This window comes from Pseudomonas sp. Irchel s3b6 (genome assembly GCF_900187415.1).
Lineage (GTDB): Bacteria > Pseudomonadota > Gammaproteobacteria > Pseudomonadales > Pseudomonadaceae > Aquipseudomonas.
On the sequence record NZ_FYDM01000010.1, the window covers coordinates 45389 to 67805 of the forward strand.

At 60.0% G+C, this 22417-nt stretch carries 23 protein-coding genes and 1 pseudogene; 13 read left to right on the plus strand and 11 right to left on the minus strand.

What is annotated here, in order from left to right:
- Nucleotides 1-146 precede the first annotated feature (146 nt).
- Both CKW07_RS17305 and CKW07_RS17310 read left to right on the plus strand, forming a co-directional pair.
- The gene (locus CKW07_RS17305; RefSeq protein ID WP_095146235.1) at nt 147-1346 is read left to right on the plus strand and encodes a DUF3142 domain-containing protein; all 1200 of its coding nucleotides are present in this window, start codon (nt 147-149) and stop codon (nt 1344-1346) included.
- Nucleotides 1333-3477 carry a hypothetical protein gene (locus CKW07_RS17310; protein WP_095146237.1) on the plus strand — a complete coding sequence of 715 codons (2145 nt, stop codon included), beginning with the start codon at nt 1333-1335 and terminating at the stop codon, nt 3475-3477. The genes CKW07_RS17305 and CKW07_RS17310 overlap by 14 nt, the downstream gene beginning before the upstream one ends.
- A 2-nt stretch (nt 3478-3479) precedes the next feature.
- On the opposite strand, the gene CKW07_RS17315 is transcribed toward CKW07_RS17310, so the two are convergent.
- Nucleotides 3480-4109 (minus strand): LysE family translocator, encoded by a 630-nt coding sequence (locus CKW07_RS17315; protein ID WP_095146239.1) that lies wholly within the window; start codon nt 4107-4109, stop codon nt 3480-3482.
- Between the two features lie 143 nt (nt 4110-4252).
- Here CKW07_RS17315 and CKW07_RS17320 point away from each other — a divergent pair, with 143 nt between their 5' ends.
- The 5 genes from CKW07_RS17320 (at nt 4253) to cfaB (ending at nt 8179) form a co-directional block, all read left to right on the plus strand.
- Nucleotides 4253-4726 carry an Lrp/AsnC family transcriptional regulator gene (locus tag CKW07_RS17320; RefSeq protein ID WP_095081125.1) on the plus strand — a complete coding sequence of 158 codons (474 nt, stop codon included), beginning with the start codon at nt 4253-4255 and terminating at the stop codon, nt 4724-4726.
- 237 nt (nt 4727-4963) lie between these two features.
- Nucleotides 4964-5215, plus strand: a complete 252-nt coding sequence (locus CKW07_RS17325) for a hypothetical protein (RefSeq protein ID WP_095146240.1) — start codon at nt 4964-4966, stop codon at nt 5213-5215.
- Nucleotides 5216-5282: 67 nt separating this feature from the next.
- Nucleotides 5283-6128 (plus strand): DUF692 domain-containing protein, encoded by an 846-nt coding sequence (locus CKW07_RS17330; RefSeq protein ID WP_095146242.1) that lies wholly within the window; start codon nt 5283-5285, stop codon nt 6126-6128.
- The gene (locus CKW07_RS17335; protein WP_095146244.1) at nt 6119-6907 is read left to right on the plus strand and encodes a DNA-binding domain-containing protein; all 789 of its coding nucleotides are present in this window, start codon (nt 6119-6121) and stop codon (nt 6905-6907) included. The genes CKW07_RS17330 and CKW07_RS17335 overlap by 10 nt, the downstream gene beginning before the upstream one ends.
- Before the next feature lie 84 nt (nt 6908-6991).
- Nucleotides 6992-8179, plus strand: coding sequence for a C17 cyclopropane fatty acid synthase CfaB (cfaB, locus tag CKW07_RS17340; RefSeq protein ID WP_095146246.1), 1188 nt, complete (start codon nt 6992-6994; stop codon nt 8177-8179).
- Nucleotide 8180: 1 nt separating this feature from the next.
- Here the strand turns inward: cfaB and cls are convergent, their stop codons facing one another.
- Entirely contained in the window at nt 8181-9620 is a 1440-nt protein-coding gene (gene cls / locus CKW07_RS17345) for a cardiolipin synthase (protein ID WP_095146248.1), read from the minus strand.
- A 131-nt stretch (nt 9621-9751) separates the two neighbouring features.
- Between cls and CKW07_RS17350 the strand changes: the two genes are divergently transcribed.
- Entirely contained in the window at nt 9752-10273 is a 522-nt protein-coding gene (locus CKW07_RS17350) for a DUF3617 domain-containing protein (protein WP_095146250.1), read from the plus strand.
- A gap of 23 nt (nt 10274-10296) precedes the next feature.
- Here CKW07_RS17350 and CKW07_RS17355 read toward each other — a convergent pair whose 3' ends face one another.
- From CKW07_RS17355 to CKW07_RS17370, 4 genes are all read right to left on the minus strand, one after another.
- A complete protein-coding gene (locus CKW07_RS17355; RefSeq protein WP_095146251.1) occupies nt 10297-11208 on the minus strand; it encodes a His/Gly/Thr/Pro-type tRNA ligase C-terminal domain-containing protein in 912 nt (303 codons plus the stop codon).
- A 167-nt stretch (nt 11209-11375) separates the two neighbouring features.
- The gene (locus CKW07_RS17360; protein WP_095146253.1) at nt 11376-11936 is read right to left on the minus strand and encodes a DapH/DapD/GlmU-related protein; all 561 of its coding nucleotides are present in this window, start codon (nt 11934-11936) and stop codon (nt 11376-11378) included.
- Nucleotides 11933-12829, minus strand: a complete 897-nt coding sequence (gene folE2, locus CKW07_RS17365; protein ID WP_095146254.1) for a GTP cyclohydrolase FolE2 — start codon at nt 12827-12829, stop codon at nt 11933-11935. The genes CKW07_RS17360 and folE2 overlap by 4 nt, the downstream gene beginning before the upstream one ends.
- A gap of 88 nt (nt 12830-12917) precedes the next feature.
- Nucleotides 12918-13295 (minus strand): glutamine synthetase, encoded by a 378-nt coding sequence (locus tag CKW07_RS17370; protein ID WP_095146255.1) that lies wholly within the window; start codon nt 13293-13295, stop codon nt 12918-12920.
- A gap of 99 nt (nt 13296-13394) precedes the next feature.
- Between CKW07_RS17370 and zigA the strand changes: the two genes are divergently transcribed.
- The 3 genes from zigA to CKW07_RS17385 all read left to right on the plus strand — a co-directional run bounded on the left by zigA (nt 13395) and on the right by CKW07_RS17385 (nt 16315).
- A complete protein-coding gene (gene zigA, locus CKW07_RS17375) occupies nt 13395-14603 on the plus strand; it encodes a zinc metallochaperone GTPase ZigA (RefSeq protein ID WP_095146256.1) in 1209 nt (402 codons plus the stop codon).
- Entirely contained in the window at nt 14603-15244 is a 642-nt protein-coding gene (locus tag CKW07_RS17380; RefSeq protein ID WP_095146257.1) for a DUF1826 domain-containing protein, read from the plus strand. Before zigA ends, CKW07_RS17380 begins: the two co-directional genes overlap by 1 nt.
- 99 nt (nt 15245-15343) lie before the next feature.
- Entirely contained in the window at nt 15344-16315 is a 972-nt protein-coding gene (locus CKW07_RS17385) for a GTP-binding protein (RefSeq protein WP_095146258.1), read from the plus strand.
- Nucleotides 16316-16328: 13 nt separating this feature from the next.
- Here CKW07_RS17385 and CKW07_RS17390 read toward each other — a convergent pair whose 3' ends face one another.
- On the minus strand, nt 16329-16730 hold the full coding sequence (locus tag CKW07_RS17390; RefSeq protein ID WP_095146259.1) for a DUF3301 domain-containing protein: 402 nt from the start codon (nt 16728-16730) through the stop codon (nt 16329-16331).
- A gap of 114 nt (nt 16731-16844) precedes the next feature.
- Here CKW07_RS17390 and pdxY point away from each other — a divergent pair, with 114 nt between their 5' ends.
- Nucleotides 16845-17717 (plus strand): pyridoxal kinase PdxY, encoded by an 873-nt coding sequence (gene pdxY / locus CKW07_RS17395; protein WP_095146260.1) that lies wholly within the window; start codon nt 16845-16847, stop codon nt 17715-17717.
- A gap of 114 nt (nt 17718-17831) precedes the next feature.
- Here the strand turns inward: pdxY and CKW07_RS17400 are convergent, their stop codons facing one another.
- Complete coding sequence (locus CKW07_RS17400) at nt 17832-18332, minus strand: acyl-CoA thioesterase (RefSeq protein ID WP_095146261.1); 501 nt, start codon at nt 18330-18332, stop codon at nt 17832-17834.
- A gap of 252 nt (nt 18333-18584) precedes the next feature.
- Between CKW07_RS17400 and CKW07_RS17405 the strand changes: the two genes are divergently transcribed.
- The gene (locus CKW07_RS17405; RefSeq protein ID WP_095146262.1) at nt 18585-20348 is read left to right on the plus strand and encodes a cation:proton antiporter; all 1764 of its coding nucleotides are present in this window, start codon (nt 18585-18587) and stop codon (nt 20346-20348) included.
- A 21-nt stretch (nt 20349-20369) separates the two neighbouring features.
- Here the strand turns inward: CKW07_RS17405 and CKW07_RS17410 are convergent, their stop codons facing one another.
- The 3 genes and pseudogenes from CKW07_RS17410 to CKW07_RS17420 all read right to left on the minus strand — a co-directional run.
- Nucleotides 20370-20777: an SMI1/KNR4 family protein gene (locus CKW07_RS17410; RefSeq protein ID WP_095081169.1), complete on the minus strand. Its 408-nt coding sequence runs from the start codon at nt 20775-20777 to the stop codon at nt 20370-20372.
- A 137-nt stretch (nt 20778-20914) separates the two neighbouring features.
- Nucleotides 20915-21790, minus strand: a complete 876-nt coding sequence (locus tag CKW07_RS17415; RefSeq protein ID WP_095146263.1) for a Tim44 domain-containing protein — start codon at nt 21788-21790, stop codon at nt 20915-20917.
- A 180-nt stretch (nt 21791-21970) separates the two neighbouring features.
- Nucleotides 21971-22408, minus strand: a pseudogene (locus CKW07_RS17420) (EamA family transporter); the annotation flags it as partial.
- Nucleotides 22409-22417 lie beyond the last annotated feature (9 nt).

Below are 22417 nucleotides of genomic sequence, written 5' to 3' on the forward strand. Positions count from 1 at the left end.
ATAACGCGTGTTTTCTGATTAAACGCGCTGTCCTTGAGTCCATCGCGAGCGCGCTTGCTCCTACAAGGGTTGAGTTCGCTTAACTGACTGGCATTACCCTGAGAGGCCCTTTTTGCGTTTAGGGATGACCTCAGCCACAGGCCTTTATGTCAGCGACTTTTTTGCGCCGTTGCGCGCTAGTGTTCAGCGCCGCGCTGCTCGGCGGTTGCCAGCAACAGGACGCACCGCCCCTCGATCAACAGCTCTACATCTGGCAGCGTCAATGGACGACGGCCCATGAAGATGCCCTGGCTCAATCGCGCCCGGACTTTTCCACCCTGCGGGTGCTGGCTCTGCAGGCATACCCGCAAACCGGTTGGCGCCGGGCGCAGATCAATCCAGCGTTGCTGAAGGATGATGGCCGTCCGCTGATCGCGGTCATCCGGCTCGATGGTCAGCTCAAGCATCTGGATCAAGCCGAAGCCATGGCGCAGGTCCAGCGCGTGGTCGCCCAATGGCAGGCTCAGGGGCTGACGCTGGCCGGCGTTGAGATAGACCACGATGCGGGCACGGCGCGTTTGTCTGCCTATCGTGAGTTCCTCGTTGGCTTGCGCAATGTCCTGCCAGTGTCATTGAAACTGAGTATCACCGCCTTGCCGGCCTGGCTGGACAGCCCTGAGCTTGCGCCGTTGCTGGCGGCGGTCGACAGCAGTGTGTTGCAGGTGCATGCCGTCAGCCGTCCTGAGCGTGGATTGTTCGACCCCGTGCAGGCCCGGAAGTGGGCCGAGCGCTGGAGCCGAATCACCACTAAGCCTTTTTATCTGGCACTGCCAGCCTACGGTATTGCATTACTGCCCGATGACGGCGGGGCGCCGTTGATTGAAAGCGAAGTGCCAATCGAGCGCGTTGGCCTGCGCCGTGAACTGCTGGCCGATCCGCAGCAACTGTCGACCCTGGCCAGCCAGTTGCGCGCCGAGCCTCCATCCCATCTGGCCGGGTTGATCTGGTTTCGCTTGCCGCTCAAGAGCGACCGGCGTGCCTGGAGCCTTTCGACATTAAGTGCGGTGGCGCGGGGTGATCGACTGCAGAGTCAGTTGACGCTGAACCTTTCCAGCCACGACGGTCTGTACGACATCGTCGTGAGCAACACCGGCAACCTCGACGCGGCGTTGCCGGAGCGTGTGACGTTGCCGGCGACCCAGTGCGATGGGTTTGATGCACTCAACGGCTACACCGTGCAACTGACATCGGGTGTGCTCGGTTTTACCCGTCTCAAGGACGGCCGATTGCCAGCCGGTGCCGAACGCACCCTGGGATGGGCCCGCTGCGTAACTATTGATCAAGGAGGCTCACATGTTTTCCCGTAATTGGCCGCGTCATTTGCTTGCCCTCGGCCTCTGCCTGCCTTTGGGTACGGCCATGGCCTGCGGGCCGGATTTCCCGCTGCGTTTGCTCAGTGACCGGGCGCAGACCCTGGGAGAGTTGCCGGAGGGCAGTTTCCAGTTCGAGGTCAATCGCCTGGGTAAAGCCATTGCGGGCCTCAAGCCGGCGGTGGCAAGTACCTTCAACACTGATTACGGCAGTGATGAAGATCCTCATGTGCAAGCCCGAAATCTCGCCGAACAGCAGGGCTTGAGCGACGTTCAACGTACGCAAGTGGCGCAGCTGCGCAGACTGCAAAGCGCGCAACAGGTACAGGCCGAAGCAGCCGGCTTGCCACCGGAACTCAGCCTGTACACCGCCGGTGCCGTGGCGTTCAACGCGGGCGAGCCTGGCGTGGCGGCGGAGTATTTTCGTCAGGTGCTGGCGCTGCCGGCCGACCAGCGTGCGCTGCGCAGCACCTGGGCGGCGTACTCGCTGGGCCGGGCGCTATTTGCGGTCAGCCAGGCGGCGAGCGAGCTCGATGCTGCCGGTCGCCGGGACGTTCTGCAGCAGGCGCGACAGGCCTTTGTGCAAGCGCGTCAGCTGAGCATTGATGGCTTCAGCGATCCGCTGGAGCTGGGTATCGCCAGCCTCGGCGAAGAGGCACGGCTGGTGCGCCAAGCGGGGGACTGGAACAGCGCCATCGAGTTGTACGCGACCCAGAGCCTGCAAGGCTCGCCCGTGGGCTACAGCTCCCTCAAGCAGTTGGTGGAAGAACTCAATGCAATGCCTGAGGCGCAACTGCACGAACTGCTCAAGGGCAAGGCCGTTCAGCACTTGGTCACCGCAGCCCTGGTCAGCCATGTCGGCTGGTCTTACGGTGAACAACCTCCGGCGGAGCAGAAGATGATCAAGGCGCTGGTGCGCAGCGCCACGGGCAGCCTGGAAAACGCGGACCGTCTGGCCGCGCTCAATTATCAGATTGGCGACTACGCCAGCACCAACACTCTGCTTGAGCACGCAGGTGACGGCGGCCTGGCCTGGTGGCTGCGAGCGAAAATGGCGCTGCGTAATGGCGACAAAGCGGCGGCGGTGAGTGCATACGCCAACGCTGCCAAAGCCTTTCCGCAAGACGAAGATTGGGGCTATCGCGGCACCTCGGATGGCGACTATGAAACCCTGAAACCTGGTTGCCGGGTCGACGGTGAGCGTGCGTTGTTGGCGCTGGAGCGCGGTGATTATCTGCAAGCTTTCGAGCAGCTATACCGCAGCCAGGACCTGTATTGGCTGGATGCGGCGATGGTGGCCGAACGAGTGCTGACGGTCGACGAGCTCAAGCAGTTCGTCGATCAACAGGTACCGGCACCTGCGCCGCTGACCCAGCAGGAGCGCGATGATTACGTACCGCTGTCCATTGCTGCACGCTTGCGGGATCTGCTCGGACGACGGTTACTGCGTGAGCAACGCTACGACGAAGCGCCTCAGTACTTTGCGGATCCACTGATGCAGGGGCTGGCCAAGGAGTATGGTCGCTTGCGTGAAGCCGCCGAGACGGGGTGGTGGCCGAGCCGTCGGGCGGAGAACTATTTCAACGCAGCGTTGATGGCACGCAACCATGGAATGGAGTTGCTGGGCTACGAAATGGCTCCGGATTACGCCACGTTTGACGGCAACTTCAGCCTCGCAACACCTGAGCTCAAGGTCGGGCCGCTGATCAGCGAGGCGGAGGTGAAACGTCAGCAGACCAGCGCCGCCAAACCGGATGAACGCTTCCACTATCGCTACGTCGCAACGGGCTTGGCCAGCCAGGCGGCCGACTTGCTACCCCACAGCAGTCAGGCATTCGCCGCAGTGTTGTGCGCCGCAGCCGGTTGGGGCACCAGCTTTGAGGAAGAGAAAGCCTTCTATCAACGCTACGTGAAGGAAGGGCCGTATGTGGATTGGGCAGTGAATTTCGGCCATCAATGCCCTTATCCCGATTTCCAGAGCGCCGACAAACGTTATGTAACCCAGGCACTGGCGCCGGTACGCAGTGCATTGCGGCCCTATAAGCCGTGGCTGCAGATAGGCGCTTTGCTGGTGTTTACCGGGCTGGGTCTATGGCTGATCAACCGCCATAAGCGCAGGACCAGGTAGGTTCACGCCTGCTGGGCAAAGGTCAGGCGCAGCGCGAAGCCGATCAGCAGGCTGCCAAACAGCCATTGCTGAACGCGCTGCGCCGACGGGCTGCGTGTCAGCCAGCGGCCGAGCCCGGCGCCGATCAGCGCGTAGGCACTGTCGAATAGCAAACCGACCAGCACCAACACCCCGCCCAGGGTCGCGAACTGCGTCAGCACCGGGCCGGCTTGCGGGTCGATGAACTGGGGTAACAGCACGGAACAGAACAGCAGGGCCTTGGGGTTGAGCAGGTTGGTCAACAAACCGCGCTGGATTGCCTCGCGCCAGTCCAGTCTCGACGCGCGCGTGCCATTGGCGTTCAGGTTCGGCAGCATGTTCGAGCGCAGGCATTGAATCCCCAGCCATAACAGGTACGCAGCACCTGCCAGGCGCACGATGTCGAAGGTCCAGGGTGCGGCTTTGAACAAGGCCGCCAGGCCCAGCGCGGCGAGTGCTACGTGGCACCCCCGGGCGATCGCCAGGCCGATGGCGGTGGCCAATGCGGCGGCCTTGCCCTGTCTGGCGCCGGTTTGCAGGAGCAGGATCATGTCGGGGCCTGGCAGCAGATAGACCACGGCCAATGCCAGGAAAAACAGCCAGAGCTGCGTCATGTCACACCCCTTCGATTGCGATTACATGAGCAAAGTCTAGGGCCGAAGGGCAGGGCAGGTGGTTGCGTAATGAAGTGTACAAGCCGCTAGAATTGGCAGCTTCTGCCATTCGATGCAAAAAAAACGTCAGGAACTGCCAAATCATGAAACTGGATGCTTATGACCGCCGAATTCTTGCCGCGCTGCAACGTGACGGACGCCTGAGCAATGTGCAATTGGCGGACGAAATCGGCCTGTCGGCTTCGCCATGTTTGCGCCGGGTGCGGATGCTTGAGGAGGCCGGGGTGATTCGCGGCTACCAGGCCAACCTAGACCGTGACGAAGTCGGATTGGGGCTGACGGTGTTTGTCGGGGTCAAGGTCGTACGGCACAACGATGAAGAAGCCGAGGCTTTTCGTCTGGCGGTGACCGCGCTGCCGGAAGTGATTTCGGCGTTTCTGGTGTCGGGAGAATCAGACTTTCTGTTGCAAGTGGTGGTACCTGACTTGCGCGCATACGAGAGCTTCCTCACTGGCAGTCTGCTCAAGCTGCCGGGGGTGAGCGACATCCGCAGCAACTTCGCGATCCACACGGTGAAAACCCCAGGGCCATTGCCGTTGGGGCATCTGCCGGCCTGAGTTCAGGTTGCGCCTGTATCGCTAGAGCTTCGATTTTCATTGTCGTCGATCCATGCAGCCACGAGCGTAGTTCCACGTGGAACACATGAATTCGGCGGCCCGTGGGTGTCGCGGTTCAACATTTTTCTGTTTTTTTCGATACGGCTGTAACGCCGCCGGGGCGGCGCTCTCTAGTGCTATGTCGGGATTGAACACCTTTCCAGCCGACACCCCTGTCGATTATCGAGGATAAGAAAAATGACCATGAAAACCGCTGCCGCTGGTGCTGCCCTCGCGTTGGCCGCCGCCACCCTGTTTGCCGGTGTCGCCACTACGGCTTCGGCTGCCGATGCCAATGTTCACTGCTATGGAGTGAATGCCTGCAAAGGTCAGAACGACTGCAAGACCAAAGACCACGCGTGTAAAGGCATGGGTGCCTGCAAAGGCCAGGGCTTCCAGGCGATGACCCAGGCGGCCTGTGAAAAGGCGGGTGGCAAAGTCGGCGAGTAACCGACGACCGCGTGTTACCGCAGTGGTGCCTTGTTCACCACTGCGGCCACTTTGCGAGGAGTCTGCAATGTCCGCGTCCACCCCCAGCCTCGGCTACGGCCTGGGTTTGCGCAGTGCCTACTATCAACAGATTCTGGAACAGTCGCCGGCAGTGGACTGGTTTGAAGTCGTCTCCGAAAATTTCATGGTTCAGGGCGGCAAGGCCCTGTACTACCTGGATGCCATCGCCGAGCGGTATCCGCTGGTGATGCATGGCGTGTCACTGTCCATCGGTGGGCCCCATGCCCTTGACCCTGAGTATCTGCAGCAACTCAAGGCATTGGCCGAGCGGGTCAGGCCCGCGTGGATTTCCGATCATTTGTGCTGGAGCCGAGGCAGCGCCCATCAGCTGCACGACCTGCTACCGCTGCCCTACACCGAGGAAAGCCTGAGCTACGTGGCCGACCGGGTGCGACAGGTGCAGGACGTGTTGCAGCGACCTTTGGTGTTGGAGAACGTCTCCAGTTATGTACGTGCAGCCGCTGATGAGTTCAGCGAATGGGAGTTCCTGGCGACGTTGAGTGCCGTCAGCGGTTGTGAGCTATTGCTGGATGTGAACAACGTCTACGTCAGCTCCCGTAACCATGGCTTCGATGCCTGGACATTCATCGAGGCGTTGCCGGCACAGCGTATCCGGCAACTGCACCTGGCGGGCCATCACGATTACGGCGACTACGTGATCGATACCCACGACCACCCGGTCAGTGACCCGGTCTGGGCGCTGTACCAACGAACCCTCGACCACCTCGGTCCCGTTGCGACCTTGCTTGAGCGGGACGACCATTTTCCGCCGTTTGAAGAACTGCTCGCTGAGTTGAAAAAGGCTCGCGAGCTGGGCGACGCCACGCTGGCTCGGAGACTCGAATGTGCCTGAACGAGTGGCAACGGGCTTTTGCAGACTACCTGCTCGGGGAGCAGGCCGCAGTCAATTCCGCCTTGGCTTGCACGTTGATCGGAGGTCCGAGCCTGGACGTCGAGACGGGGTTGGCGATTTACCACAATGCTTATCAGGCCAGGTTGCAGGATGTCCTGCGTGATGACTTTCCGGCGATCCGACACTGGATGGGTGACGCAGAGTTCGATCAACTGACGGCGCAGTACTTGCGGCAGAATCCGTCGGCACACTATAGCTTGCGTTGGCTGGGCAGCGGCTTCGAGGCGTTCATCCGTACGCATCTGGTTGAGGCGCAGGGCGCACCCTTGGCCGAGTTGGCACATCTGGAGTGGGCGTTCACCCTGGCCTTCGATGCCGTCGAGCATGAGCCGTTGACGATGGAGAGCATGGTCAACCTGTCGCCTGAGGAGTGGCCGGCGCTGCAACTTGCGTTACGGCCGTGCGTGCAGTGGCTGGAGTGCTGCTTCAACAGTGTTGTGCTGTGGCGTTCGGTGAAGGATGGGACTGAATTCCCGGGCAGCCGGAAGCTGGATGCGCCGCAGGTGGTCGTGGTCTGGCGTGCAGGCCTGATCTGCCATTACCGCAGCCTGCCGCCCGATGAGGCGTGGGCGCTCAGTGGCATGGTCAAGGAAGGCTGGAATTTCGCCGAACTGTGCGCACAATTGACAGTCAATTATGGAGAGGGCGCACCTCTTCAGGCCGTGACCTGGCTGAAACAGTGGGTTTACGACAGCTTATTGCTCCGTCGTGATTCATAGGAAAAGGCTATTTATTCGGTAGCCAGCTTATTTTTCACGATGGTCTACCCTCAGTTCAGACGTCTGAAACAAGGGGGATTATTCATGCTCGTGCAACTTCCGCCGGCCTTACAGAATCTGCAATTGCCGCTTCGCTTGCGACTCTGGGACGGCCATGAATTCAATCTGGGCCCTGCGCCCACCGTCACGATTGTGGTCAAGGATCCGCAACTGGTGCCGCAATTCATCCATCCCAGCCTTGACCTGCTCGGTGCGGCTTTTGTTGAAGGCAAGCTTGAGCTCGAGGGTTCGATCAGCGATGTGATCCGGGTCTGTGATGAGTGGACCCAGGCACTGCTGGAGGACGTTGACGGCAATCAACCAGTGCGCACGGTCCATGACAAAGCCACTGACGCGGCGGCCATTTCCTATCACTATGACCTCTCTAACGCGTTTTATCAGCTCTGGCTCGACAGTGACATGGCGTACTCCTGTGCCTACTTCGAGACTGGGAGTGAATCCCTGGAACAAGCCCAGCAAGCGAAATTCCGTCACCTGTGTCGCAAACTACGGCTGCAACCCGGCGAGTACCTGCTGGATGTAGGCTGCGGTTGGGGAGGGTTGGCGCGTTATGCGGCGCGGGAGTTCGGGGCCAGGGTGTTTGGCATCACCCTGAGCAAGGAGCAGTTGGCGCTGGCCCGTGAACGGGTGGCCGATGAGGGGTTGCAGGATCTGATCGAGCTGCAGTTGCTCGACTACCGCGATCTGCCCCAGGACGGTCGGTTCGACAAGGTGGTGAGTGTCGGCATGTTCGAGCATGTCGGCCACGCCAACCTGCCTGAGTACTGCCAGACCCTGTTCGGCGCGGTGCGTGAAGGCGGCCTGGTGATGAACCATGGCATTACCGCCAAGCACACCGATGGCCGGCCGGTCGGGCGCGGGGCAGGGGACTTCATCGGGCGCTATGTTTTCCCGAATGGCGAGTTACCGCACCTGGCGATGATGTGTGCCCAGATCAGTGAGGTCGGGTTGGAAATCGTCGATGTCGAAAGCCTGCGCCTGCACTACGCACGTACGCTGGATCACTGGAGCGAGCGGCTGGAGGACAACCTTGAGACCGCCGCCAAAGAAGTGCCGGAACAAGCCTTGCGGATCTGGCGGCTGTACCTGGCAGGTTGCGCCTACGCGTTCGCACGGGGCTGGATCAACCTGCACCAGATCCTCGCGGTCAAGGCCCATCCCGACGGCAGTCACGAGCTCCCCTGGACCCGTGACGACATCTACAACCCTTGAATTAAAGTATCGGTGAGATAAGCCGGGCGATCCGCATGCCAAGCTGTTGCAGGCGGTGGGTCTCCTGGCCTTCGTCCTTATCGATCTCGCTGGCCAGGGCGAAGTCGTCGTTGAGCATGTGCTCCACTTCACCGGCAAATGCACTGTCGACGGTCAGCAACATCACTTCGAAGTTGAGCCTGAATGAACGGTTGTCCAGATTGGCACTGCCAATGGCGCTGATTTCGTTGTCGATCAACACAACTTTCTGATGCAGGAAACCTGGGCGATAGCGGTACACCCGGACCCCCGCGCGAACAGCTTCGAAGGCATAGAGACTGGAAGCGGCGTAGACGATCCGATGATCCGGTCGTGACGGCAGCAGAATCCGCACATCGACACCGCGCAGCACCGCCAGGCGCAGCGCGGCAAACACGGCTTCGTCAGGAATGAAATACGGACTGGTGATCCACACGCGTTCGGTGGCGGCATGGATGGCCTCGACGAAAAACAACGAGCAGGTTTCGTAGGGGTCTGCCGGGCCGCTGGCCAGTAATTGGCAGAGCACACCTTCATCGGGATAGCTCTGCGGCAGGATCAGGGGCGGGAGCGCTCGCGCCGCCCAGAACCAGTCTTCGGCGAACGACTCCTGCATGCACGCCACCACTGGGCCGCAGACGCCAACGTGCGTGTCGCGCCAGGGTGACAGCGGCGCCTTGGCGCCCATGTATTCGTCCCCGACGTTGTGCCCGCCAACGAAGCCCTGCACGCCGTCGACCACGACGATCTTGCGGTGGTTGCGGAAGTTGACCTGGAACCGGTTGAGCCAGCCACTGCGGGTGGCGAACGCCTTGACGTTCACCCCCGCGTCGCGCAATGCCTGCACATAGCTGCGGGGCAGGGAGTGGCTGCCAACACGGTCGTAGAGCAAGTAGACCGCCACGCCTTGCGCGGCTTTCTCCAGAAGCAGCGTCTGCAGGCGTCGGCCCAGATGGTCGTCATGAATGATGAAGAACTGAATCAACACCGCTTCGCGTGCGTGACGGATGGCCTCGAAAATCGCCTCGAAGGTGGCCTGGCCATTGATCAGCAGGCGCAGTTGATTGTTGGCCAGGCACGGCATGCGTCCCAGTTTGGGCATCGCCCGCAATGAGGTGTAGGCTTTCGAGGCGCGGGCAGTCAACGCTTCCTCGATCCAGGGACGCCAGTTCAGGTCGGTGATGGCCTTGCGCATTTCTTCGTTGGCCTGGCGACGGGCCTTGATGTAGGCGTCGAACGTGCTGCGACCGAACACCAGATAGGGGATGAGCGTCAGGTAAGGGATGAACACCAACGACAGGGCCCAGGCGATCGAGCCTTGGGCCGTCCTGACGGTCAGTACGGCATGAATGGCCGCGATCGTGCCCAGGGAATGAATGAGCGCGATCAGGTAAGCGAAAAGGTGGGGTCCAAAAAAATCCATGGGGCGACCTTGCTCCTGAGAGTTCAACGCTTAACAGACCATGTTCCACGACGAATGTCGCTATTTAATTGAGCATGCAACCGAAGTCGCCTGGCGACGTCTAACGGCCATTAATGAACGGGAGTTACTCGATGAACGTACGTCTGCTGGGTTTTGCCATGGCTGCTGGCTTGTCACTTCCTTTGGCTGCTCAGGCTCAGATGCTGCAGCCGGGCTTGTGGGAGCTGACGTCAAGCAACATGAAGGTCGATAACCAGAACCTGCCGGATCTGCAACTGATCCTCAGCCAGTTGGGCAATCAAATCACCCCGGAACAAAAGGCGGCACTGGAGAAACAGGGCATCAACATGGGCGGTAAAGGTATTCGCGTGTGCCTGACACAGGCGCAGGTTCAAACCGACAGTATTCCGCTACAAGATCCGCAATCGGGTTGTAAGCAGGAGATTACCGACCGCACCGGCAACCAGTGGAAATTTCGTTTCAGTTGCCCGAAAGCCCAGGGCGCCGGCGTTGCTACCTTCCTCAGCGACCGAGAGTTCAACACCACCGTCAACGGTACCTTCAACGCGACCGGTATCCAGCAAACGGGCAGCATGGACACCCGCGCCGTGTGGTTGGGACAGGACTGCGGGACCATCAAACCTCGCGCCTGAATGCTTTGCTGGTGAGCCCGTGCCTACTCGATCGAGGTTGCAGGCATGGGCTCGTCAGCGAAGGCCTGGTCATGCCCCACACCCAATCGCAATCGCTCGCATACCGCTTCGACGCTCATCTGCCCCAGATCCTCCCCCACGCTGCTGCGCAAGCTGACAAACCCACCGTCCAGTTCCTTGTCTCCGATCACTAGCAGATAGGGCACTGCCTGCTGGCGGTGCAGACGAATCTTGCTGCTGATGTGCTCGTTGCGGACATCGGAGTTGGCACGCAAACCGGCGCGACGCAGTGCATCGGTGACGGCTTGGGTGTAGTCGATCTGGCGTTCGTCAATGTTCATCACCATGACGTGTTGCGGTGCCCGCCATTCATCGAGCTCGTGCGGGCTGGCCCAGCACACGCCATAAATCCGTTGCCGTGATGTACCGCCGAGGTGGTTGAGGGTGAACGCCTGAATCACGCTGGTCGAGGGCACGTGCGGCCCTTCACTCAGCCTGAGGGGGTTCGATGGGTACCGCGACAGCAGGTGAGACATGGAATGGTTGGTCGCTGCCAGGGTGTGCATGCGGGTTTCGATGTTTTGCAGGTCATAGGCAGATAACGCGTGCTCATGGGCAAACTCACAGTAGAAGCCATCACCGACCACTGCGCCGTCTAGTACCTGTGCATGGGGATAAAGCTGCCGGATCGTCATCGCCAGCAACAGTGCGCACGAGCGGCGCAGGATTTCCAGTCCATCCGGTTCACGCACCGTGACGATGCTGACCCGCGTGTCACGGGAAATCAGAAATCCACAATCGACCAGCGAGCCATTCACCCGTCCGGCCACAGCGGCTTTGGCCAGGCCGAGACTGATGCTCGCGGCGATTTCGAAAATGGAAAGCGCTTGGTCGTACTCGCGCCGTGAGCCGTCAGGCAAAGTGATATGAATCATCGTTAGCGATCCTGTGTGTTGCACGCATAACGGGATTTAACGCATGAACCGTAATGGGAAACGCTGACATCTGTCATTAAGACGTTCGGTGTATCTGCAATGTGTTCCGATACCCTCGTTGTACTGAGCGAGAATCGACAACCACTCAACGCGCTGTTCATGCATGCTCAGAATTCGTTCTGCAGGGCTTTGTATCCGCGCACCAGATCGACGTTGGTGCGCGCGACGTCTTCGGAAAATTCCGAGGCGCTGACACTGACTGACGGGAACCTGGACAAGTCGGTGCCGGGGCCAATGCGGGTGGTGGAGGGGACATAGAAGTCACTCGGCAAGTCCCGGCCATCCACCACCGAGTTATGCCGCACCACGCAACCATCGCCCACTACACAGTTGAACAGCACGCTGTTGAAACCGATGAACACCCGATTGCCGACAGTGCACGGGCCATGGACGATGGAGCGGTGGGCAATCGAACTGTACTCACCGATGGTCACCGCCGCCCCGGATTTTGAGTGGATCACCACGCCATCCTGAATGTTCGAATTGGCGCCGATAGTGATCGGCTCCATCTGCCCTGAGTCGTCGACTTCATCGGCGCGAATCACCGCATAGGGGCCGACGAACACATTCTCTCCGATCACCACTTTACCGCAGATGATCGCAGTTTTATCCACGTAGGCCGACTCGGCAATCCACGGCAAGTCACCGGAGGGGTTCTTGCGAATCATGCGGTCTCCCCGTTCCAGTGACTCTCTGCCACCGCATCGTGAGCGTGAAGACTTTCCGCGTGCACGACCCGCAGACGGAACGACTTGATGCCTGGAGAGCGTTTTAGCGCCCGGTTCAAGCGGCGTGCGGCGTCTTCGCAGAACATCAGGTTTTGGCCATTGGCCAGGGCGAAAGCCTGTTCATCCGCGCGCTTTACCGCGGTTTGAACGGCGGTTCCCAGTGCCGCTTCGGCGTCGTTGATCGCCGCTATCAGTGGCAGGTCATCCAGGTAGTCACCCAGGCACAACTGCAACTGTGCGCTGCTGCGTTGGCTGTGGGGGGTTGCAAGGATGCCGCTGGAAGAGCCGAGCCAGGCCAGAACGTCGGTGTGCTGCAACGACTTATTGGCAAAGTCATCGACAAACTGCTGCTGAATCAGTTGCCGTGAAAGCGCTGCCGAACAGGGGCAAGTGGACGAATAGGTCACCTCAATGTTCAGTTCCACGTGGAACACTTGGTTTTCCAACCGAGCCTCAATGCTGATCGGATAGCTTTTCCAGCCGGCCAACGGGCTGATCAAGGCAGGACGTTTGAGCAGTAGATCGGCGTGAATGCGCAGGTAAGCCGAAGTGGATAAGCCCGCATGGCTGTCGAGAAACCGTTGTAGTACACCTCGCATTAGCGCCGGAGTGAGGCGCTCTTGCTCAAGCATGTCCAGCGCCAGATATAGGCGCGACATATGAATGCCACGGGCTTCGTCGTTATCAAGACTGACACCCGCATCGGCTTTTGCGCTCACGCGCTGGCCATCGAGCACCACAGGAAGAGCAATGCCGCACATGCCCACCCAGTCGAGTGGCAAGGCTTGGCGTGAGGCCTGCGCGGCGATATCCGGCAGAGTCAGCGCATTCATGGGCAGGTCCATCGTTGGAAATTATTGGGTATGTTATATAATAACATTAAAGGCGACGATAGTTTTTTCGAGCTCCCAAGAACCCGATCTAGCAGCCCGTGAGCCGGCTGCAGGTAAATTTGCCGCTGGATCCGCCGGAGCTGGAAAACCGATTAAGGGTGGTCCAGCCAACGCGGCGGCTGTAGCCGACCCAGGCTTCGCCGTCGGACGCCAGCCCGGTGAAGAAGGTCAGTTGCCCGTAGCGGCTGCTGGTCTGCACCCAATAGCGTTTACCGCTGACTTCAAACCCCCGCATATAGGTCGTGTTGCCCGCCGTGGCGACGCTGTAGGCATTACCGTCCCGGTCCATACAGGCCAGCAGATTGGCGCTGCGTGTGCAGGTGGCCAGGTTAGGGGCCTGGGCGAAGGCGCTGGCCGTGAGCATGAGGGCAAGACTCATCAGTGAGTATTTAAGGGCGATGTACATCGGGTTTCTCTTGGGGGCAAGGGGGATTGGCGCATTGGTATTGTTATACTATAACATTGTCAGTTCGTTCGACTGGCCGCTCCTGATGAGGAACACCTGATGCCCAACCGTCTCCCCGTTACCGTACTCTCCGGCTTTCTCGGTGCCGGAAAAAGCACCCTGCTGAACTACGTTTTGCGTAACCGCGACAACCTTCGGGTGGCGGTGATCGTCAATGACATGAGTGAAATCAACATCGACGGCAGTGAGGTTCAGCGGGATGTCAGCCTGAATCGTGCCGAAGAAAAACTGGTCGAGATGAGTAACGGCTGCATCTGTTGCACGCTTCGCGAAGACTTGCTCGAAGAGGTTGGCAAGCTGGCCCGGGATGGTCGCTTTGATTACTTGCTGATCGAGTCAACCGGCATTTCCGAGCCGTTGCCGGTGGCGGAAACCTTCACCTTTCGTGATGACCAGGGTCAAAGCCTGGCCGACATCGCACGACTCGACACCATGGTCACTGTGGTCGATGGCATGAACTTCCTGGTCGACTACCAGGCGGCCGAAAGCCTGGCCTCGCGCGGGGAAACCCTAGGTGACGAGGATGAGCGTTCGATCACCGATTTGCTGATCGAACAGATCGAATTCGCCGACGTGCTGCTGATCAGCAAGATCGATCTGATCAGCAGCGCCGACCGGGAGGAGTTGATGGCGATCCTCGAACGCCTCAACTCACAGGCGCAGATTATCCCGATGGTGATGGGCGAGGTGCCGCTGAACAAGATCCTCAACACGGGCCGCTTCGACTTTGAACGGGCCGCTCAGGCACCAGGCTGGTTGACGGAACTGCGCGGCGAACATGTGCCGGAAACCACCGAATACGGCATCGCCTCAATGGCATACCGGACACGCCGGCCTTTTCACCCCCAGCGATTTTTCAGTTTCATCAACCGCCCTTGGGTGAACGGAAAACTGCTGCGCTCCAAGGGTTTTTTCTGGCTGGCCAGCAAACACCAGGACGCCGGTAGCTGGTCCCAGGCCGGTGGTTTGATGCGTCACGGGTTCGCCGGCCGCTGGTGGCGGTTTGTGCCGAAAACCCAGTGGCCACAGGATCAGGAGAGCACCGCAGCGATCATGGCGAACTGGACGGTTGCCACCGGAGATTGCCGTCAGGAACTGGTGTTCATCGGTCAGAATGTCGATTTCCCCCGGCTCACTGCAGACCTTGATGAGTGCCTGCTCAGCGATGACGAAATGGCGCTGGGCGTTGAGGGGTGGCGGCTGATGGCCGACCCGTTCGGTCCCTGGTTCGACGAGGAGGCCGCGTGATGCTGGCGTCGATGGCCGAGGCATACCCGATGATCCGTCAGGTCGCGGGCCAATCCCCTGAGGTCTTGGCGCAAATACTCGAAGACGGTACCAACCTTGCCCTTTGGCAGCGCCGGTTGCCGGTCCATATCGCTGATTTCGGCGCACTGGTGGTGTCCCGGAACCCACCTCTGGCCGAGTCGCTGGTGGTGGAGTTGGCGACGGACGAGGAGGAACCTGACCTGCGCAGTCTGGCGGCCTGCTTCAGTGATCTTGAGGGCTACACAGGCTTTATCGCCGATGTCTCATGGCTGATCAGCGCGTTTGCCTGTTTGCTCGGGGCCCGACGCATCGGGGTGCGTGTGCGGGTGCTGGATAAAGCCATGTGCCCGCGCTTCCACGTCGATCACGTGCCGGTTCGGCTGATCACCACATACGCCGGCATCGGCAGCCAGTGGCTCAAGGAGGACGTGATGAGTCGCCAGCAACTGGGGCACGCCCAAGCCGAGCCCGAGGCTTACCAGCAAATGCTGTGTGGCGAAGTGGCGTTGCTCAAGGGTGAGAAGTGGCAGGGCAATGAAGGTTTTGGGCTGATCCACCGGTCGCCACAACCGGCTCCCGGTGAGCGCCGCTTGATCCTGACGCTCGACTGGCTCGCCTGAGCCAGGGTGTGAGCGAGGACTTGATAGTGAATCGCCAAGGGCTCAGGCATATTGGTGTCATTCTCTTGTGACGCTCCCTCTGCTGTGAAAACGCTAACCATGCTGCAGAACATTCCCACTCATGTCATTGCCGGTCCCTTGGGGGCTGGCAAGACCAGCCTGATCAAGCACCTGCTGGCACAGCGACCGGAAACAGAGCGCTGGGCGGTGCTGATCAATGAGTTCGGCCAGATTGGACTCGATGCCGCGCTGTTGAGCACGGGCGCCGACGGTATCGCCTTGGGTGAAGTGGCCGGCGGCTGCTTGTGTTGTGTCAACGGTGCGCCGTTCCAGATCGGCCTTGGGCGGTTGTTGCGTCAGTCACGGCCAGATCGCTTGTTTATCGAACCCTCCGGACTGGGGCACCCGGCGCAGTTGCTCAGGCAGTTGAGCCAAGCGCCGTGGCAGGGTGTACTGGCGGTCCAGCCATGCATCCTGGTGCTCGATGCCCAGGCGCTGGCCGCTGGCAAGCCATTGCCACCCTCGCAACAGGATGCACTGCCAAGCGTTGGATTGTTGCTGTTGAACAAGGCGGAGTCACTCAGCCAAGGCGATCGCCAACGGATCGTCGACCAGTTGCCGCAGCGCCCGTTGCTGTGGACGCAGCAGGGGCAGTTGGCGTTGAGTGAGCTGCCGGGTGTGGGGAGCCGGGCGACTACCAGTGTGGATAACATCCCTGTACCCAACGGCCTGGGGCAGATGCCGGCGGTCTGGACGGATCCGGCACAGCCGATTTGCCTGAGCCAGCAGCAGGACGGTGGCTGGAGCATCGGCTGGCGCTGGCATCCGGGCCAGACGTTCGATCTCGAACGGGTCCAGGCATGCCTGCAGACATGGAATTGGCGTCGGGCCAAGCTGGTTATCCACAGTGACGAGGGCTGGGTTTCAGCCAATGCACTGGATAACGCGGCACTGCTGTGGAAGCCCAGTGAATGGCGTCAGGATTCGCGGCTCGAGTTGATTTTCGAGGCCCCGCAGGACGTCAACGACCTGCAGGAGAGCTTGGCCAGCTGTCGGGTGAGCCCCGAGTAAGGCTGTGCAGGCGTCAGTCACGCCACTTGTTGTGGTCCTGGCGCCACTGGCTCAGCTCGATGACCTCGGCACGGATGGGTGGCTCCGGTTTTTCTTCGAACGGAACCGGGTAGGGCGCCAGTTCGATTTGCGCGCTATGGGCACCGAACTGGGTGATGGTGCCGCAATGGCGGGTTTCACCCGTTACGGTGAACTCAAAGTTGTACACCCGGGCCAGGCGTCGTCGGCCATTGGCATCCTTGACCAAACCAATCTTTTTCAACGCAACATTGTCATCGAGCAATTCGATGTCGAGTTTGGTGCAATGTCTCTTGACCCGCTCCAGGGCCCGTTCGCGCAAGCCGTGGTTGTGCCACAGCCACGCGGCACCGGTCGCCAGCAGCATCAGCACGAAGATATTTCCCAGGGTCAGCATCAACAGAACTCCACTAATTAGCGTCAGCTTAACTGCGACATTGGTCTGTCGTACAGGCTGCGTTTAGTCGCATACTGCGCGGCTCGAATTTCAATCGGTTTACGGAAATCCCGCATGAAACGTACACCTCATCTGCTCGCCATCCAGTCCCATGTGGTTTTTGGCCACGCCGGTAATAGCGCCGCGGTATTCCCGATGCAGCGGGTCGGGGTGAATGTCTGGCCGCTCAACACGGTGCAGTTCTCCAATCACACCCAGTATGGCCAGTGGACCGGTGAAATACTGGCGCCACATCAGATTCCGGAACTGGTGGAGGGGATTGCCGCCATTGGTGAGCTGGGCAACTGCGATGGGGTTTTGTCGGGCTACCTGGGCAGCGCGGCACAAGGGCGGGCGATTCTCAGCGGTGTGGCGCGGATCAAGGCCACCAACCCCCATGCGTTGTACCTGTGCGATCCGGTGATGGGGCATGCGGAGAAGGGCTGCAGCGTGCCCGCCGAGGTCAGCGACTTCCTGTTGGATGAAGCAGCCGCCGTGGCGGACTTCATGTGCCCGAACCAGCTTGAGCTGGACAGTTTTTCCGGGCGCAAACCACAGTCGTTGTTCGATTGCCTGGCGATGGCGCGTGCACTGCTGGCCCGTGGCCCGAAGGCGGTGCTGGTCAAGCATCTGGACTACCCCGGCAAGTTGCCGGACAGCTTCGAGATGTTGCTGGTGTCTGCCGAAGGCAGTTGGCACCTGCGCCGCCCGTTGTTGGCGTTTCCGAGGCAGCCGGTGGGCGTGGGTGACCTGACGTCGGGTCTGTTCCTGGCCCGTGTACTGTTGGGCGACAGCCTGGTCGCCGCGTTTGAGTTCGCGGCGTCCGCGGTGCATGAAGTGCTGCTGGAAACCCAGGCCTGCGCCAGCTACGAGCTGGAGCTGGTGCGGGCTCAGGACCGCATTGCCCACCCTCGGGTGAAGTTCGAGGCGACAGCGATCAGCCTTTAACGGCGCCCCTGGGAAAACCCGCTTCCCTAGGATTTCTATGATGTACACCTGTGTACATCACAGAAATCCACAGTCGGAGCGGGTTTTCCCGCGAAGACTGCCTGAAGAGCGACGTTATTCTGAAGATGCGGCTAAAGCGTCGGCTTTTATTTCTCGATAACGCAGTTCCATCTCTTGTCGTATCTGGCGGCGCTGCCTGCCCTGGACAAACCGGCGTTTGTCTTCACTGTTTTGCGGTTGCAGGGGCGGCACTTGCGCGGGTTTGCGCTGATCGTCGACCGCCACCATGGTGAAGAAACAGCTGTTGGTGTGGCGTACCGAGCGTTCGCGGATGTTTTCGGTCACCACTTTGATGCCCACCTCCATCGAGGTATTGCCGGTGTAGTTGACCGATGCCAGAAAGGTCACCAGTTCACCGACATGGATAGGCTCGCGGAAGATCACCTGATCCACCGACAGGGTCACCACGTAACGGCCGGCATAGCGGCTGGCACAGGCATAAGCGACTTCATCGAGGTATTTGAGCAGGGTGCCACCGTGGACATTGCCAGAGAAGTTGGCCATGTCGGGGGTCATCAATACCGTCATCGACAGTTGGGCGGTTCCGGGTTCCATAGCACACTCACGGTTCTAGGCAGGGATTACGGGAGCGCCTCTACGGGCACTTGAACAGTTTTCAAACCATCCTTAACGGGACGCCGCGCCAGTGCTGGCCGTCACGCCCAAATCCATCTGTTTCCATATATTGCACCGCCTTTTTGCCAGAAGTCGCGGTGTTACGCTGCAAAAGCCCGCTCAAAGGGCCTTTTCTCGCGATCCGGTCATCACGAAACGGCTTTAGTAGCCCGTCATCAAGGAGCCTTCGCCATGCATGCCGTCAGTTTCATTCAGGATTTGGCAGTGATCATGTTGGTGGCGGGCGTGGTGACCGTGCTGTTTCATCGGCTCAAACAACCGGTGGTTCTGGGCTATATCGTCGCGGGTTTCATCATCGGTCCGCACACTCCGCCGTTCGGGTTCATTCACGACGAAGACACCATCAAGACCCTGGCCGAGCTCGGGGTGATTTTCCTGATGTTCTGCCTTGGCCTGGAGTTCAGCCTGCGCAAGCTGTTCAAGGTCGGCGCGACCGCGTTCATTGCAGCGTTCCTGGAAATCGTGCTGATGATCTGGATCGGTTACGAAATCGGCCGCTGGTTCGACTGGAGCACCATGGATTCGCTGTTCCTCGGCGCGATTCTGGCGATTTCCTCGACCACCATCATCGTCAAGGCGCTGAATGACCTGAAGATGAAAAACCAGCGCTTTGCCCAGCTGATTTTTGGTGTGCTGATCGTCGAGGACATACTCGGCATCGGCATCATTGCCTTGTTATCGAGCATCGCGGTCAGTGGCACCGTGAGTTCGGGCGAGGTGTTTTCCACCGTCGGCAAGCTCTCGTTGTTCATGGTCGTGGCCTTGGTGATCGGGATTCTGCTGGTGCCGCGCCTGCTGGCTTACGTGGCCAGGTTCGATAGCAATGAAATGCTACTGATTACCGTACTGGGCCTGTGCTTTGGTTTCTGCCTGCTGGTGGTCAAGCTCGAATACAGCATGGTGCTCGGTGCGTTCTTGATTGGCGCGATCATGGCCGAGTCCCGGCAGTTGCTGAAAATCGAACGGCTGATCGAGCCGGTTCGCGACCTGTTCAGTGCGATCTTCTTTGTTGCCATCGGCCTCATGCTCGACCCGGTCATCCTCCTGCAATATGCCTGGCCGATTGCGGTGATCACCGTGGCGGTTGTGCTCGGCAAGATACTGTCCTGTGGCCTTGGGGCCTTTATCGCCGGTAATGACGGACGCACTTCACTGCGGGTCGGCATGGGCCTGTCACAAATTGGCGAGTTCTCGTTCATCATCGCGGCGCTGGGCATGACCCTGCAGGTGACCAGTCACTTTCTCTACCCGGTGGCCGTTGCCGTTTCGGTGATCACTACGTTGATGACGCCCTACCTGATTCGAGCGGCCGACCCGTTGTCGATCAGGCTCGCAGCCGTCATACCGCAGCGTCTGAGCCGTGTGCTGGGGATGTATGGCGAATGGTTGCGCAGTATCCAGCCCCAGGGCGAGGGTGCGCTGCTGGCATCGATGATCCGGCGGATTCTGTTGCAGGTGGGGGTCAATCTGGCGCTGGTGGTGGCGATCTTTTTGTCAGGGGCCTTTTTCGCCGAGCGTATGTCCGCTTACCTGCAAGACTGGATCAGCGATCCGAGCTGGCAGAAAGCGTTGATCTGGGGGGGCGCGTTGCTGTTGTCGCTGCCGTTCCTGATTGCGGCATACCGCAAGCTCAAGGCGCTCTCGATGATGCTGGCGGAAATGGGGGTGAAGCCGGAGATGGCCGGCCGCCACACTCAGCGAGTGCGTCGGGTGATCGCCGAAGTGATCCCGATTCTCTCGCTGCTGGTGATCTTCCTGCTGCTGGCAGCCTTGTCGGCCAGTATTTTGCCGACCAACAAGTTGCTGGTGCTGGTTGCTGTCGTGGCAGCTGCGGTGGCCGCGTTGCTGTGGCGTTGGTTCATCCGTGTGCACACACGGATGCAGATCGCCCTGCTGGAAACCCTGGACAACCACAAGGATTCGTCCGGGCATTGATCAAGCAGGGCGTCCGGCCAATCAGCTCTCCAGCCAGACGTCCCGCGCCCAGTGCCACACCGATTCCCAGGTTTCTTCGGCGAGCAGTTCTTCTTCGGCCAGCCACAGCACTACGGTGCCGTCTTCTTCGACGCAGTAGTAGTTGTCGCCATCCTGGCAGATCGGGATCAGGCTGCGCTCCACGCCCGCGTCCCAGGCGTTGGCGGCAACGTCCGGCAGGTAGGTGTGGGATTGCGGGTCGGTGACGGTCACCGGCTCCAGGCTGCCGTAAACCACGTCACTGACCGTCAGCAGGAATTCTCTGAAGACAAACGGGATGTCGATGAACAGTTGTTCTTCGATTTCCACCAGCAGGTCTTCGTCAGGCAACTCCAAGGGCACCGGTACCGGTTCGTTGGCTTCACGCAGTTGTTCGATGATTTCTTCCACGTCCGGGATCCTCTTGCTCATTGGCGCGGTTTGGTTGGGCCGGTTTATACAGTAGCTTGCTATAGATGCAACCGCGAAATAGAAAACCCCAGCCGAGGCTGGGGTTTTATGTGCTGCAGGCAACCGCGGGAGCGGTATTAGCCGTTCTGGCGGATACCGGCCACCAGCCAAGGCTGGTTCTCGCCTTGCGGACGTTCCATGTTCCAGCTTTCGCTGAACACTTCGCCCTGGTCGAAACGCGAGGTTTTCGACACGCCGCTGAATGTCAGGGTGGCGATGGTCTTGTCGGCACGATCATCCACGCCGTCCAGCTGAACGGTGAGGTTGTCGATGTAGGTCGACTGGAAGCCGTCACCCAGGTCGGCACGTTCTCGCTTGAGGAACTCCAGCAATTGCGGGGTCACGAACTCGCTGATCTTGTCCATTTCGTTGGCGTCCCAGTGCTGTTGCAGGGACTGGAAGTGGCTGCGCGCCGCTTCAATGAAGCGCTCTTCGTTGAACCAGGCCGGAGCATTGATCACCGGACGAGCGGCAGCGGGGGCTGCTGAGCCACCGAAGATCGACCCCATGGATGGCTTCTGTTCGAAAGCTTCACGCTGCATTGGCGCGTGGCCGGCAGGGGCCATGTGCGCTTGTTGCTTGCGGCGACGAGCGGCGATGAAACGGAAGATAACGAAGGCCAGGACGGCCATGATCAGGATGTCGAGGATCTGCATGCCCTCGAAGCCACCGCCCATGAACATGGAGGCCAGCAGGCCACCTGCCGCGATACCGGCCAGAGGGCCGAGCCAGCGCGAAGCACCACCGGCCTTGGCGGCAGCGCCAGCGGCACCGGCGGCGCCGGCAGTCGCGGCGGCGCCGCCCATGCCAGGAGAAGAAGGGGCCATTTGGCTAGTCTGGTGCGTCGGCGCAGCGCCGGAGCTTTTGCCGCCACCAAAGCGCTTGGCGTTGGCGTCCAGGCTCATCGTCAGGCCGATGCACAACGCCATGGCGATGCTAAGAAAACGTTTCATAAAGGGAATTCCCATTTGTGGATGGCACGCGCGCCATGTTGCACAGGTGAAGTGTTACTGGCTAGCGGCAGAGTGTTTCGGGCTTTTGCCTGACAGGCTGTATTCAGCTCGATCGGCACAAGACGGGTATGTACTTTTGTCCATAGGACAATTGGATTGGCTCAGCGGGAAAGTCGCTTGGCGTCGTAACACCAACAGGATCACGCCTGTCGTGATCAGGCCGATTGCACCCCATTGGCGCAGGTCGAGCTTCTCGCCCAGCAGGATCACGCCCAGTACCGCCACCAGCACGACGCTGAGCTTGTCCACCGGGGCTACCAGCGCGGCGGGTCCGAGTTTCAGCGCCCGGAAGTAGCATATCCACGAAGCACCGGTTGCCAGCCCGGACAGCAGGAGAAACAGGTAACTTTTGGTGGATATCGATCCCAGGGACTGATATTGGCCCGTGGCGTACAAAATCAAGGCCAGGCTGACCAGGACCACCACGGTGCGCAGTAGTGTCGCGAAGTCGGAGTTGACGTTCTCGATGCCTACTTTGGCGAAAATCGCGGTCAGGGCGGCAAACACCGCCGATAACAGAGCCCAGAATGTCCAGGAAGAAAAGAAGCCCGAGCCCATGTCTTGTGC